At 63.3% G+C, this 12862-nt stretch carries 11 protein-coding genes; 6 read left to right on the top strand and 5 right to left on the bottom strand.

The features are described 5' to 3' along the window. Positions 1–143: 143 nt before the first annotated feature. From ABIB66_RS04050 to dusA, 3 genes are all read left to right on the top strand, one after another. On the top strand, positions 144–497 hold the full coding sequence (locus ABIB66_RS04050) for a putative quinol monooxygenase (protein ID WP_275167475.1): 354 nt from the start codon (positions 144–146) through the stop codon (positions 495–497). 210 nt (positions 498–707) lie between these two features. Further along, positions 708–3587 carry an ATP-binding protein gene (locus ABIB66_RS04055; RefSeq protein ID WP_354254163.1) on the top strand — a complete coding sequence of 960 codons (2880 nt, stop codon included), beginning with the start codon at positions 708–710 and terminating at the stop codon, positions 3585–3587. Positions 3588–3924: 337 nt separating this feature from the next. Beyond that, positions 3925–4920: a tRNA dihydrouridine(20/20a) synthase DusA gene (gene dusA, locus ABIB66_RS04060; RefSeq protein ID WP_354204366.1), complete on the top strand. Its 996-nt coding sequence runs from the start codon at positions 3925–3927 to the stop codon at positions 4918–4920. A 33-nt stretch (positions 4921–4953) separates the two neighbouring features. Here dusA and ABIB66_RS04065 read toward each other — a convergent pair whose 3' ends face one another. From ABIB66_RS04065 to ABIB66_RS04085, 5 genes are all read right to left on the bottom strand, one after another. After that, the gene (locus ABIB66_RS04065) at positions 4954–5508 is read right to left on the bottom strand and encodes a TIGR02281 family clan AA aspartic protease (protein ID WP_275167471.1); all 555 of its coding nucleotides are present in this window, start codon (positions 5506–5508) and stop codon (positions 4954–4956) included. A 28-nt stretch (positions 5509–5536) separates the two neighbouring features. Next, positions 5537–5740, bottom strand: coding sequence for a DUF1289 domain-containing protein (locus ABIB66_RS04070; RefSeq protein WP_354204363.1), 204 nt, complete (start codon positions 5738–5740; stop codon positions 5537–5539). A 44-nt stretch (positions 5741–5784) separates the two neighbouring features. Next, positions 5785–7380, bottom strand: a complete 1596-nt coding sequence (locus ABIB66_RS04075) for a sensor histidine kinase (protein ID WP_275167470.1) — start codon at positions 7378–7380, stop codon at positions 5785–5787. 137 nt (positions 7381–7517) lie between these two features. Continuing rightward, the gene (gene nhaD / locus ABIB66_RS04080) at positions 7518–8795 is read right to left on the bottom strand and encodes a sodium:proton antiporter NhaD (RefSeq protein WP_354204361.1); all 1278 of its coding nucleotides are present in this window, start codon (positions 8793–8795) and stop codon (positions 7518–7520) included. A gap of 22 nt (positions 8796–8817) precedes the next feature. Then, a complete protein-coding gene (locus ABIB66_RS04085; protein ID WP_354204359.1) occupies positions 8818–9690 on the bottom strand; it encodes an NAD(P)-dependent oxidoreductase in 873 nt (290 codons plus the stop codon). A gap of 182 nt (positions 9691–9872) precedes the next feature. On the opposite strand from ABIB66_RS04085, the gene ABIB66_RS04090 reads away from it, so the two are divergent. The 3 genes from ABIB66_RS04090 (at position 9873) to ABIB66_RS04100 (ending at position 12808) form a co-directional block, all read left to right on the top strand. Beyond that, the gene (locus ABIB66_RS04090) at positions 9873–10310 is read left to right on the top strand and encodes a VOC family protein (RefSeq protein ID WP_275167467.1); all 438 of its coding nucleotides are present in this window, start codon (positions 9873–9875) and stop codon (positions 10308–10310) included. 53 nt (positions 10311–10363) lie between these two features. Then, entirely contained in the window at positions 10364–11506 is a 1143-nt protein-coding gene (locus tag ABIB66_RS04095) for an Mrp/NBP35 family ATP-binding protein (RefSeq protein WP_354204356.1), read from the top strand. 210 nt (positions 11507–11716) lie between these two features. Beyond that, a complete protein-coding gene (locus ABIB66_RS04100) occupies positions 11717–12808 on the top strand; it encodes a TRAP transporter substrate-binding protein (protein WP_027517246.1) in 1092 nt (363 codons plus the stop codon). Positions 12809–12862: the final 54 nt, after the last annotated feature.

Genomic DNA, 12862 nt, shown 5'->3' on the forward strand with positions numbered 1-12862 from the left:
GGACATCCGATCTCCAGCCGGTTGCCAGCTTGGCCCTGCGAAGCGTTCGTGACTGACAATTCAAGATACTCATGATGCCAATTCTCGTCCGTAACTCGCTCGCCGCCCTGCTGTTCGCCGTCTCGATCACCGGAGCCGCGTCTTTGGCGGTCGCCGAAGAAGCGCCGCGAATCCGCTACCAGGAAATTCCGGAAGGCGCCTATTCGGTGGTGGCGCAGGTGCGAGCCAAGCCGGGTAAGGAAGATGCGCTGCGCGCAGCCACGTTGCCGCTCATTGCCAAGGTTCGGAGCGATCCCAGGAATCTGGTCTATTTTCTCGCGGAAGATCGGACAAAGCCAGGCCACTTCATCTTCTACGAGGTCTTCGCCAGCAAGGCCGATTTTGACGCACATAATGCCATGCCCTCTGTCCAGGAATGGTTTGCCAAGCTGCCGGAGCTTGCCGAGGGCGGCGTCGAAGTCATGCATATGGCAATCCTTGCCACGCCGGAAAAATAGCCGGATTCCGATCGAGCACTCAATCGGCGGCTCGCATGTGAACAAGCACTATCTGAGCGGGTGCACCGGCCGCTGGATACGCAATCTGCGCTATGACGTTCCTGCGGCAAATTGCTCTTCGCAATCGTGCTAATTCGGAAGCGCGCTATTCAACCTCTTCGCAATGCATGATAATTCCGCTTGATCTATTAGATCGAGCGGCAAGTATCGATGCTGGCTGTCACGGAGACACGACAACGGAGCGGGCGCCCGCAGGAATCGGCGTTCTCTTTCGGCCCATTTCGACTGATTCCTCGGCGCCAGTTGCTGCTTCTGGATGGGCGCCCGGTGAAGTTGGGAGGGCGTGCATTCGAGCTCCTGCACCTGCTGGTGCAGCGCTCTGGCGACCTCGTCAGCAAGAATGAGTTGATGGCGGCGGCTTGGCCGGGCACGTTCCTCCACGACAGCAACCTCAAGGTCAACATGTGGAGCTTGCGGCGTTCGCTGGGCGATACGCAGATCGAGCCTGTGTATATCGCGACGGTCGCCCGTCGAGGCTATAGGTTCATCGCCGATGTGCAGGCCATTGCCACCGACATCACCGACGATCCGGCGCGCGCTGATCCCGTCGTCCCGTCACGGCCGCCTTCCTTGCGTGGCATCGTTGGCCGCGAGTCGGACATGGCGGAGATTGCCGAGCTGTTGGCCCGGAAGAGGCATGTCACCCTTGTTGGGCCCGGTGGCGTCGGCAAGACGACGCTTGCCGTCGCCGTGGCGCAAGTCTTCGCCCCCCAATGCCGCGATGGCACGTGCCTCGTCGATCTCACCACAATCTCCGATCCGATGCTTTTCGGCCCCGCGCTGGTGACGGCGCTTGGGATCCGGGGCAACTCGGACAACAGCCTGGCCGTCGTGCTGGAGTATCTTAGGTCGCGCCAGATGCTGATCATCCTCGACAACTGTGAGCACGTGCTGCCTGCGGCGACCATCTTCGCCGGGAGCTTCGCGGACGACACGTCGCCGTCGGTTCTGCTCGCGACGAGCCGGGAGGCGCTTGGTACCGCGACCGAGCATGTCGTGCGGCTTGGCTCGCTTGCCGCGCCCAGAGTGGGCGAGACCACAACAGCTGTGCAGGCGCTGAAATTCCCGGCGGTGCAATTGTTCGTTTGCCGTGCGGCCGAATGGTCGGACTACCAGTTTAAGGACGAGGATTGCCCGGCCATTGTTTCGATATGCCATGCGCTCGATGGCCTTCCTCTGGCTATCGAGCTGGCGGCGGCCCAGATCGGCACATTCGCTCCTCTCGAATTGGTGGCGGCGATGGACGGGAACCTGGGTTTTCGTGCAGCAGGCGCCGAAGTCACGCCTCCGCGTCATGAAACCCTCATGGCGACGATCGACTGGAGCTTCAGGCTCCTCTCGCACAAGGACGCAAGGCTGTTTGCCTTGCTGTCCGTGTTCAACGATGCGTTCGAATCCGAAGATGCGGCTTTTGTCGCTGAGGGCGCCGGGCTGAATCCGGTTGACGTCGCGACCGGGCTCGGCAGTTTGGTCGCCAAATCCCTTCTGAGCGCAGAGTCCGACGGGCCGAGCTTGCGCTACCGACTGCTCGACAGCACGCGGCGATATGCAGCCGAGCGGCGGGAGAGGGATCGTGCTTGCCATCAGGCGCTACGCCACCATGCGGAGCGCGTCCTGGCGCTGTTCGAACAGTCTGAAGATGAATGGAACTGGCGCGAGCCGGCTGATTGGACGAATCGCTATCTCGACCGCATCGCCGATCTGAGGGCTGCGCTATCGTGGGCATTTGGCAAGCATGGTGATCCTATCCTCGGAATCAGACTGACGGTCGCCGGGATCACTTTGTGGTCGGAGACCTCGATCCTGTCGGAGGCTCAAGCGCGGCTGGAAACGGCGCTTGCTCTGGCCAGGACCGTCGAATGCGATGATCTGCTGCGGGCAAAACTTGCCTGTGCGCTCGGATGGAGCCTGTTCTACGCCCGTAAATTGTCGAACGAGAACGAAGTTGCCTGGCTCGATGCCATCGAATTTGCAAGGCGCGCGCGGGATTGCGAATATCAGCAGCGCGCGCTGGTGGGGTTTGCATTTTATCTGCTTCAGATCGGACATGTCCCACGTGCCATAACCTATCTCGAGGAAGCCACCGAGCTCGCTGAGCGCGACCGCGACCTGACGGCAACGTCCGAAGCCGATCGGGCACTTGCCTGGGCCCGAGCCTTCGCCGGCGAGTTGAGCCGAAGTCGCCCGGTTCTCGATCGCCTCGCTGCGACCTATTCGCTGGCCGATAGCCGTTCGCGCAAGGACGCGAACGAGGTCTATCGCTACATCACGGTCCGCTTCAATCTGCCATTCGTTGCCTGGATGCAGGGACAGCCGGACTACGCGTCCAGACTGGCCAGCGACGCGGTCGAGGCCGCAGGCCGCAGTGGCCAATGGGTGTCCCAGTCGAATGCGCTCGGCCTTGCTGCGCTACCGGTGTCGCTCGAAACGGGAAATCTGGAAGCCCTTGAAAGCTACACGGAAAGGATGCGCGCCAATCTCGAGCGGGAGCGCATCTCGCGCTGGGTCCCGGTCGAGCGCTACTTCTCCGCGTGCCTTCGCGACCTGCGCGGCGACCCGCGCGCGGTGGAGGACATCCGAGCGGCGATCGACGAACTCATCGAATGCCGCTTTCTCATGCGAATTGGCAGCTATCTCGCGGTCCTCGCCCGCGCGCTGCTGAGACAGGGACGTATCGACGAAGCGCGCGCAGCCATTACCCGGGCTCTCGCGCATCAGGAACGCCAGGGCGAACGCTGGTGCCGGTCGGAGTTGCTGCGGATCGATGCATCGGTGCTGCTTCGCGCAGGTGAGGCTCCGCTGGCTGAAAAGCGGCTGCAGGAGGCTCTCGCCGAAGCGCGGTCCATCGGCGCACTGACGTTCCAGTTGCGTATCGGCACCGATCTTGCGAGGCACTGGATCGCACTTGGTCGCAGGCGCAAGGCTGCCCAGTTGCTCAGCCCGATCTATGAAGAGTTCAGCGAGGGCTTCGGATCAAAGGACCTCGTTGAGGCTTGGGAACTTTTGCGCCGAGCGCGAGCGAAAAATTAGTGCTGCGAGCAGCATGCTCAATGACGGCTTGACGATCGAATACAGTAGGCTGCCGGCAGCGAACGGAACGGCTTGGACCCTTTGGCGAACTCGCCGATCGAGGGCTTTGCGGCGGTCGATGTTGCGCTCCATGTCGAGCGGCCAATCTTCACCGTCCTTGCGACGGCGGAAGGTCTCTGACACATAGCGGCTCTGCGACGGACCTGGACGCGCCAGTTCCTAATTCGTGGACGCGACGTGCACCGAGAGGTCGAGACGGGTACAAACGTGTGCAATTTCGGCTAGATTGGAGTGCACGGGTTCGTGTTTCATCCTATTGACACGATAAGGTAAATCATTGAAAGCGCAAAGCTATCGCTTTTCCGTGGCCCCTATGATGGACTGGACCGACCGGCATTGCCGGGTGTTCCACCGTCACCTGACGAAGCGGGCGCTGCTCTATACGGAGATGCTGACCACTGGTGCCATCATTCATGGTGACCGGGGGCGGCTGCTTGGGTTCGACTTGGTCGAGCACCCGGTCGCGCTTCAGCTCGGCGGGTCGGATCCGCGCGACCTGGCGCTGGCGGCGCGGATCGGCGAGGAGTTCGGTTATGACGAGATCAACCTCAATGTCGGCTGCCCCTCCGACCGCGTGAAGGACGGCCGTTTCGGCGCTTGCCTCATGGCAGAGCCTGATCTCGTGGCGAGGTGCGTCGAGGCGATGAAGGGTGCGGTTGCCGTGCCCGTCACCGTGAAGTGCCGCATCGGCATCGACGACCAGGATCCGGAAGTCGCGCTCGACAACCTTGCGCGCGCGGTCGTCGCCTCCGGCTGCGATGCGCTGATCGTGCATGCCCGGAAAGCCTGGCTCAGCGGTTTGTCACCGAAGGAGAATCGCGACATCCCGCCACTCGACTATGATCGCGTCTATCGCCTCAAGCGCGCGATGCCCGATGTACCTGTCATCATCAACGGCGGCATCCCCGGTGTCGACGAGGCCAAAGCACATCTCGATCAAGTTGACGGTGCGATGCTCGGACGGGCCGCCTATCAGGAGCCGTGGCGGCTGCTCTCTGTCGATACCGACATTTTCGGCGAGGCGGCGCCGCATGCCTCGATGCAGGATGCGATCGAGGCGATGATGCCCTATATCGAGCAGCAGCTCGCGCGCGGCACGAGGCTGCACTCCATGACGAGGCATTTCGTCGGTGCATTCCACGCCGTGCCCGGTGCACGCGCCTTCCGCCGACATCTTGCCGAGCAGGGTGTGAAGCCGGGCGCCGGCCTCGAGGTGCTGCGCGATGCGATTGCGCGTGTCGGTGCCCGCGCGCCGGCGGAGGCGGCGACCTAGCCGTAGTCGCACGAAGAGCCGGTTTGCAAAAGTCTAGTCGACTGCCAGGCGCGAGCGGCGGTGACTGGTCTGGAGCTCCGGATAACCGGTGAGCATCAGCTTGTCGGCACGCACGCCCCAGCTCTCCAGGCGATCGAGGAAGCTCATGCCGAGCAAGTTGGTCTTCATCTGACCGCGCGGCACGACGAGGGCGGGGACCGATTTCTCGACGAGGTGGCCGACCGAGAGGCGGTCGATCGTGAGGCGAGCCGCCTTGGTGCGACCGCCCGCGGTTTCGAGATCGACGTCGTATTCGAGCATCTCGAGCGGCAGCCCGATCGCTTTCGCAGTCTCCCAGGTCAGCACCACCGAAGTCGCGCCGGTGTCGATGACCATCGGTGCGGCCACGCCGTTGATCTTCGCGCGCAGCGCGAATTCGCCGCCTTGGCCGCGCTGAATCTGCACCGCGGGGGCGGGCGCTGCGGTCTGCGTGCGAAAGATATGCGAGACCTTGCTGCTCGCCCGCGCGATCTGGTCGGAATCGCCATAAGCGACGACGGCACCTGCCGTGCAGGCAAGCATAATGAGAACGAGCAGGAACCGGATCATTGCGCACCTGCCGATGCGCTCAGGCCGGTCAGGTGCGTTCCGGCGACCCCGCGACGGGCGCAAGTCCAGCCTGATTCATGCGCGCCGGCAACAGCGCCATGACGGCGAGTCGTTCCGCGCTCTCCATGGCGTGCCAGCGCGCGATCTCCGGCAATGTACGTCCGCAGCCGAAGCACAGCCTGGTCTTGGGATCGATCATGCAGACGGCCACGCACGGCGTTTCTTTGCTCATTCGGACATAGTGGCGGATGGTCAGGCATGTCTGCAAGCATCTCGTTACGAGCCCGTACCTGCGCTCATGATCGGCTTGCGACGGGGCCGGCGCTTCTCGTCCGCTACCGCGGAACTCTCGGGTTGGAGCGGCGGAGAATCATCCGACATCGGCGCCAGCGCGCTCATCACGCGCTCGGGCGGGAAGGTGACGATCACTTCGGTGCCGATGCGCAGCTTCGATTTCAGCGTGAACGTGCCGCCATGCAGATCGATCAGATTCTTGGCGATCGGCAGGCCGAGACCGGCGCCCTGTTCGGCCGATTTGATCGAGTTGGAGCCTTGGCCGAACGAGGCCAGCACGACCGGGATCTCGTCTTCGGGGATTCCGGAGCCGGTATCCTTCACCGAGAGATATTGTCCGCCTGAGGCCGTCCAGCCCGCCTTGAGCCAGATCTCGCCGCCTTGTGGGGTAAACTTGATCGAGTTGGAGAGCAGATTGAGCACGACCTGGCGGATCGCGCGCTCGTCGGCCCACAGCCGCGGCATCGCCTGCTCGAACACCTCGTGGATGGTGATGCCGCGGCTCGAGGCGCGCAGCTTCATCAGATGATGGCAGTCGGCGACGATGCCGACCAGCGAGACCGCTTCCTCATTGAGCTCGTAGCGGCCGGCCTCGATCCGCGACAGATCGAGGATCTCGTTGATGAGGTTGAGCAGGTGGACGCCGGAATTGTGGATGTCGGCCGAGTACTCCTTGTAGACCGGCACGGCATGCGCGCCGAAAATCTCGCTCTTCATCACCTCGGAGAAGCCGAGGATCGCGTTGAGCGGCGTGCGCAGTTCGTGGCTCATCTGCGCCAGAAAGCGCGACTTCGCGACATTGGCGGATTCGGCGCGGTGGCGCGCTTCGTCCGAGATCGCCTTGGCTTGTTCGAGCTCGCCGATCAGCGCGTCCTTCTCGGCCCGCGCCTCGAGCGTGGCGAAGGTCGAAGAATGCAGGCGGTGAGCCAGCAGCACGAAATATCCTTCGGCGGCGACGGCGAGCGCGGCCAGGATGTAATTGTCCAGCGAGCCGGTCATCACGAAGCTCAGCGCCATCGCGACCGCGACCGGCGCGGTGGCGGCAAGGGCGGCGATCGGCAGATTGGCGGCCAGCATGCTCGATACTGCGATCACCAGCAGCATCAGGAACATCATCAGCGATTCCGTGATCATGTCGAGCACGGGATGGATCAGGATCGCCATCCAGCAAAGGCCATAGAGCAGGTCGAGCACGACGAAGCGCGTCTGCCATGTGCGCGTTGCCGCGGGCGAGGCGGGCTCGGCCAGGAAGCGGTGGCAGCTGCGGATCATCGCGGCATGGATGCAAAGCATGCCGGCGGTCCAGGCGGCGGCCGGGATCGGCTGCATCCACAGCCCAAACAGCACGCCCGTCGCGACCACAAGCAGCATTACGACATAGGAGGCCGACAGCCGGGTCTGGGCGTAATGGCGCAGCATCTCGGCGTCGAAGGCCGGCCGGGTTCCACTGGTCGACGTTAACTTGTCGCGCGCCTCGCGCACCCGCTGTGCCGCGGCCCGGCGATGGCTCGCCGACGGCACGCTCACCGGCTCGGCCGGAAGCTGCACAACCTCGGGCTTTTCAGCGGGTTTACTCATCGCACAACAACAATTCCTGCCCGCGCGGGACGGGCCTTCTGCATTGTCTATCTCTGGCAAGAAATCCTTAAGAGGTGACTTAAGGAGCTAAAGAATTACGTTAACCCGGCGTTAATTTTGGATCCGGCGTGAGCCGCTCAATGCAGCGCCGCGTGCTGCGCGATGTACACCACGGCGCCCGCCAGATAGCCGGCGAGCGCGGGAACGGCGATGCGGCGGGCGTACCAGAGGAACTCGATGCGCTCGAGCCCCATGGCCGCGACGCCCGCGGCCGAGCCGATGATCAGGATCGAACCGCCGGTGCCGGCGCAATAGGCGATGAACTCCCAGAGGAAGCTGTCGGGTGGATAACGCGCCAGGTCGTACATGCCCATGGTCGCGGCGACCAGCGGCACGTTGTCGATGACGGCGCTGAGCAGCCCGAGCACGATCACGATGATGTCCTGTCGGCCGATCGTGGTGTCCAGCCATTTGGCCACCATAGAGAGCACGCCGGCATGTTCGAGGCTGGCGACGGCGAGCAAAATGCCGAGGAAGAACACGATCGAGCCCATGTCGATCCGCGTCAGCGCATTGGCAAGCGTGAGCGGACCACGGACATGCTCATCCTTGTTGCGATGAACGATCTCGCCGACCAACCACACGATGCCGAGCCCGAGCAGGACACCCATGAAGGGCGGCAGGTGCGTGACCGTCTTGAAGGCGGGCACCGCGATCAGTACGCCGAGTCCGAGATAGAACATCACATTCCGCTCGAACGGATCGACACTTTGCAATCCGTCCTCTTTCGGCGGCGGTGCGATGGTCTTGCCCTTGAGCGAAAAGCTGATGAATGCGAGCGGCACCAGCAGGTTGAGCAGCGAGGGCAGGAACACCGCGCCCATGATATTCACCGGCGAAATCTGTCCGCCGATCCACAGCATGGTCGTGGTGACGTCGCCGATCACGGTCCATGCACCGCCGGCATTTGCGGCGATGACGATGAGCGAGGCAAACAGCAGGCGGTCGTCGCGCTTGGCGATCAACCGCTGGATCAGCGAGACCATGACAATGGTGGTGGTCAGATTGTCGAGAATGGCACTGAGGAAGAAGGTCACGAAGCCAATCAGCCATATCAGACGGACCTGGCTGGTCGTGCTGATGCGGGAGGTGATGACCTCGAAACCGTCATGGGCGTCGATGACCTCGACGATGGTCATCGCGCCAATCAAGAAGAACACGATCTGCGCGGTGGCGGCGACGGACTCATCGAGCTGACGACCGACCAGCGTGTGGTCTCCCGTCGCGAGCGCATAGATTGTCCAGAGCACGCCTGCGCCGAGTAGCGCAGACGCGCTCTTGTTCACCCCGATAGGATGCTCAAGCGCGATCGCCGCATAGGCGAGGACGAAAATTGCGGCGAGTGCGATCAGCAAGGCAGGATCACTTCGTCAGGTGTCAGCGATTGAGGCGCGCGAGCAGGCTCGACGTATCCCAGCGCTTGCCGCCCATCTTCTCGACCTCGGAATAGAACTGGTCGACCAGCGCGGTCACCGGCAAATTGGCGCCATTGCGACGGGCTTCGGCGAGCGAGATCGAGAGATCCTTGCGCATCCATTCGACCGCGAAGCCGAAATCGTATTTGTCGTCGTTCATGGTCTTATAGCGGTTCTCCATCTGCCAGGACTGCGCGGCGCCCTTTGAGATGGTTTCGATCACGGCCGCGACGTCAAGGCCGCTTTTCTTGGCGAAGTGAATACCCTCGGAGAGGCCCTGGACGAGGCCGGCGATGCAGATCTGGTTGACCATTTTGGTCAGCTGGCCGGAGCCTGCGGGCCCGAGCAATTTGCACATCCGCGCATAGGCGCCTGTGATGATCGGCTCGGCGCCGGCATAGGCGTCCTGCGCGCCGCCGCACATCACCGTCAGCACGCCGTTCTCGGCACCGGCCTGGCCGCCGGACACGGGTGCGTCAATGAACTTGAAGCCGGCCTTGGTGGCGGCCGCATCGAGCTCACGGGCGACCTCGGCGGAAGCGGTGGTGTGGTCGACGAAGGTCGCACCCTTCTGCATGCCGGCAAACGCGCCGTCGGCACCGATCGTGACCGCGCGCAGATCGTTGTCGTTGCCGACGCAGCACATCACGAAATCCTGGCCCTCGGCTGCGGCCTTCGGGGTCGCCGCGGTCTTGCCGCCGAACTTGTCCGCCCACTCCTTCGCCTTGGCCGCGGTGCGGTTGTAGACGGTGACCTCATGGCCCCCTTTTTTCACGAGGTGTCCGGCCATGGGGAAGCCCATCACGCCGAGACCGAGGAAAGCGACTTTAGCCATCTGTGGTACCTTGTCCGTAGTTTGGGTTTTACGGTTCTTGCCGGGCGAGGGGCGCCCGGTTCCGCCATTGCGGCAGATCGGGCGCACCATAAACCCTTGAGGCCGGAGGGCAACGGCTTCGTTTGGCCCCCGCCTGTGCTAGGATGGCGGACCTAAGGACTTCAAAAAAAGGGAGCAAAGGCATGGGCGGCGTAAGCGTGGGCGTGCTCGATCATTTCAACATCCGGACCCGGAATCTGGCCGAGACCGTCCGTTTCTATGAGGACGTGCTGGGCCTGGAAAAAGGCGCCCGGCCGAATTTCGCCTTCCCCGGCGCCTGGATGTACAGCGAGGGTAAGCCGGTGGTGCACCTCGTCGATATTTCTCCGACTGCCGAGCCACAAAAGCCGGATTCCGGCGTTGTCCACCATGTCGCCTTCGCCAGCCGCGGGTTCGACGGCATGAAGCAGCGGCTGGCCTCAAAGGGGATGACGTTCGACTCCCGCCAGGTGCCCGGCGGTGAACTCTGGCAGATCTTCGTTCACGACCCCAACGGGGTCATGATCGAGCTGAATTATGAGGCGGCGCTGGAGCAGGGCGCGGCGCCCGCCGAGATGGCTGACGATATCGGCAGGCAGTAGCCTTTTGGCCGTTTCCGCTCTAATGGGGCATCTTGAATTCTAGGAGATGCGCTTTGAGCGTGACGCAGCAACAGGTTCTCGACAGCCTCGCCAGGATCAAGTCGCCCCGCGGGGTCGCGCTCACCAATGCCAACGTGCTGAGCGCGATCAGCGCGGCCGACGGCAAGGTGTTCTTCTCGATCAATGTCGATGCCGCCGAGGCGCGCGCCTGGGAATCCGTCCGGGCCGAGGCCGAAGCTGCTGTGCGCGCGATTCCCGGCGTCACCACCGTCATGGTGGCGCTGACCGCCGAGCGCAAGGCCGGCGCGGCGCCACCACCGCCGCCAACTCCCAGCCGCGGCACGCCGGGCGTGCAGCCGGTCCACGCCCACAAGCCGCCGCCACAGGGCGGCGCCCAATCGCCGATGGCGCGGCAGTCCGAGATTCCGGGCGTCGCTGCCGTGATCGCGGTCGCCTCGGGCAAGGGCGGCGTCGGCAAGTCCACCACCGCCCTCAATCTTGCGCTGGGCCTGCGCGATCTCGGCCTCAAGGTCGGGCTGCTCGATGCCGACATCTACGGTCCCTCGGTGCCCCGGCTGACGGGTCTGCATGAGAAGCCGGAGCTGGATGGCGAGCGCAAGATGATTCCGCTCAGGCGCTTTGGCTTGGCCATCATGTCGATCGGCTTCCTGGTGGAGGAAGAGACCGCGATGATCTGGCGCGGACCGATGGTGATGTCGGCGGTGACGCAGATGCTGCGCGACGTCGCATGGGGCCAGCTCGACGTCCTAGTCGTGGACATGCCGCCAGGCACCGGTGATGCCCAGCTCACGCTGGCGCAGAACGTCCCCTTGAAGGGGGCCGTGATCGTCTCGACTCCGCAGGACCTGTCCCTGATCGACGCGAGGCGGGGGCTTGCGATGTTCAAGAAGGTCAACGTGCCCGTGCTCGGCATCGTCGAGAACATGAGCTATTTCCAGTGCCCGCAATGCGGCACGAAATCCGACATTTTCGGCCATGGCGGCGCGCGCCACGAGGCCGAGAAGCTCGGGGTGCCGTTCCTGGGCGAGATCCCCCTGCACATGGCGATTCGCGCCACCTCGGATGCCGGCACGCCCGTGGTGGACAGCGAACCGGGTGGTCCTCATGCGGCGATCTACCGCGCCATTGCGGGACAGGTGCGGGACCAGCTCAAGGGCGTCATCGCCGCAGCCTGAGCGGATCCAAACCAAAATCAATACTTTGGGGACATGCGACTTTCGTAGAGCCCTGTCATGCCAATGTCGCGTTTCGAAAGCGGGGCTTCCGTGTTAAAGGCCCACGGCAGTCAAGCCCCTTCGGTTCGACGCGGCCCAAGAACGCGTCGCCGGAATGAGCGGCAGCAAAGAGGAAGTTAGGGGAAACGCCCCAACAAGGAGAGACTAAAGATGAAGCGTCGTGATTTCCTGAAAGTGTCGGCAGCCGGTGCGGCGGCGACCGCCGCGGTAGCCTCGCCGGCGATCGCGCAGTCCTCGCCCGAGATCAAGTGGCGCCTGACGTCGAGCTTCCCGAAGTCGCTCGACACCATCTATGGCGGTGCCGAGCAGATGGCGAAGTACGTCGCCGAGATGACCGACAACAAGTTTCAGATCCAGGTCTTCCAGGCGGGTGAAATCGTTCCGGGCCTGCAGGCGCTGGATGCGACGCAGAAGGGCACCGTCGAGATGTGCCACACGGTGTCGTATTACTACGTCGGCAAAGACCCGACCTTCGCGATCTTCGCATCGGTGCCTTTCGGCCTGAACGCACGCCAGCAGAATTCCTGGCTGTACCAGGGCGGCGGCAACGAACTCGCCAACGAGTTTTTCAAGAAGTCGAACGTGGTCGGCTTCCCCTGCGGCAACACCGGCACCCAGATGGGCGGCTGGTTCCGCAAGGAGATCAAGACCGTTGCCGACCTCTCGGGCCTCAAGATGCGCATCGGCGGCATCGCCGGTCAGGTGCTCCAGAAGGTCGGCGTGGTGCCGCAGCAGCTCGCCGGTGGCGACATCTATCCGTCGCTCGAGAAGGGCACCATCGACGCCGCCGAATGGGTCGGTCCCTACGATGACGAGAAGCTCGGCTTCGCCAAGGTCGCCAAGTACTACTACTACCCGGGTTTCTGGGAAGGTGGTCCGACCGTTCACGCCTTCGCCAACATCGATAAGTGGAACGAACTGCCGAAGAACTATCAGGCGATCCTCACCAACGCGACCGTCAACACCAACACCTGGATGGCCGCGCGCTACGACATGGTGAACCCCGGCGCCCTGAAGCGTCTGGTCGCCGGCGGAACGCAGCTTCGCCCCTTCACCAACGAAGTTCTGGAAGCCTGTCTCAAGGCGACCAACGAATTGTGGGGCGAGATCTCGGCCAAGAATCCCGACTTCAAGAAGTCGATCGACGCCATGCAGGCCTACCGCTCCGACGAATATCTGTGGTGGCAGGTCGCCGAATACACCTACGACAGCTTCATGATCCGCTCGCGCACCCGCGGCTGATCTTCGCAAGAACTCGGAAGGCGACACGCCCGGTCTCGTTCGCGAGGCCGGGCT

It is taken from the genome of Bradyrhizobium sp. F1.13.3 (genome assembly GCF_040548265.1).
GTDB lineage: Bacteria > Pseudomonadota > Alphaproteobacteria > Rhizobiales > Xanthobacteraceae > Bradyrhizobium.

Excerpts from the sequence above, each read along its gene's own strand:
- ABIB66_RS04055 (WP_354254163.1), top strand. The coding sequence starts at position 708 with ATGCTGGCTGTCACGGAGACACGACAACGGAGCGGGCGCCCGCAGGAA.
- ABIB66_RS04090 (WP_275167467.1), top strand. The coding sequence starts at position 9,873 with ATGGGCGGCGTAAGCGTGGGCGTGCTCGATCATTTCAACATCCGGACC.
- ABIB66_RS04075 (WP_275167470.1), bottom strand. The coding sequence starts at position 7,380 with ATGAGTAAACCCGCTGAAAAGCCCGAGGTTGTGCAGCTTCCGGCCGAG.
- ABIB66_RS04070 (WP_354204363.1), bottom strand. The coding sequence starts at position 5,740 with ATGAGCAAAGAAACGCCGTGCGTGGCCGTCTGCATGATCGATCCCAAG.
- ABIB66_RS04065 (WP_275167471.1), bottom strand. The coding sequence starts at position 5,508 with ATGATCCGGTTCCTGCTCGTTCTCATTATGCTTGCCTGCACGGCAGGT.
- ABIB66_RS04085 (WP_354204359.1), bottom strand. The coding sequence starts at position 9,690 with ATGGCTAAAGTCGCTTTCCTCGGTCTCGGCGTGATGGGCTTCCCCATG.
- ABIB66_RS04100 (WP_027517246.1), top strand. The coding sequence starts at position 11,717 with ATGAAGCGTCGTGATTTCCTGAAAGTGTCGGCAGCCGGTGCGGCGGCG.